The following is an 859-nucleotide window of genomic DNA, read 5'->3' as shown; positions in this document are numbered from 1 at the left end:
GGCAGGTAAGACCTCTATCCGCCAGGTAGCCGAACGGTTCATGGTGACCAAAAGAACAGTACACCGCTGGGTGCGACAGTACCAACAAACTCAAGATTTAACCCCCAAGAAAGTAGGCACCAAGCGAGTGGGTATTTTGGAACAACATCGACAGGAAGTGATGGCAATCATTGCAGAACACCCAGACCTCTACCTGTGGCAGTATCAAGAACTGTTGCGGGAGCGCTTAGCAATTGATGTAAGTACTGTCACGATACACAATTTCTTGAAAAAGCAAGGAATGACTCTAAAAAAAAGACTTACCGCAGCGCGAGAGTCCAAGAAGAGGCGGTGCAAAGAGAACGACTAGCTTATCGTCAAGAAGTCAGGGATATTCCAGCGGAGGATTTGATTGCCCTCGACCAGACAGGGGTGTGGGAGGGAATGGAACGGGGAGTAGCTCGGAGTTTACGCGGTCAAAGAGCTTATCATTATCGTCAGAGATACAAGGGGGAGAATCACACTGTTATTGGAGCGATTTCCTTGAGGGGAGTAGTCGGCTGTCGTGTCGTCAAGGGTGGGATGAAGAAAGGGGATTTTTTGGAGTTTTTGAGAAGCGAGTTATGTCCGAAGCTAGATGCGAGGAAGGTTGTGATTATGGACAATTTAAATATTCATAGGAGTCGGGAAGTTGAGGAATTGATTAGGGGGACAGGAGCGCGAATTCTATACCTGCCTGTGTATGCGCCGGAATTGAATCCTATTGAGATGATGTGGTCGGTTTTGAAGCATTTTATTCGGCAGTTTTCCAGAGTTGGGAAGTATAGCCTGGAGCAGATAGTGCAGACTTCTTTACTACTGATTAATCCATCCTGCTTCC

At 47.3% G+C, this 859-nt stretch carries 1 protein-coding gene; it reads left to right on the top strand.

Going from position 1 to position 859, the window contains the following annotated elements:
* Positions 1-859, top strand: a protein-coding gene (locus NW853_RS10335) for an IS630 family transposase (protein ID WP_414348971.1) whose coding sequence is annotated in 2 segments (ribosomal slippage) — positions 1-287 and positions 287-859 — 860 coding nt annotated over the 2 segments. Because the reading frame shifts where the segments join, the coding sequence is not laid out codon by codon here. This gene is flagged as partial in the annotation.

This window comes from Synechococcus sp. H55.11, from assembly GCF_047462475.1.
GTDB lineage: Bacteria > Cyanobacteriota > Cyanobacteriia > Thermostichales > Thermostichaceae > Thermostichus.
Note: the sequence above shows the minus strand (reverse complement) of the source record. Positions and strands in the feature narration are given on the sequence as shown.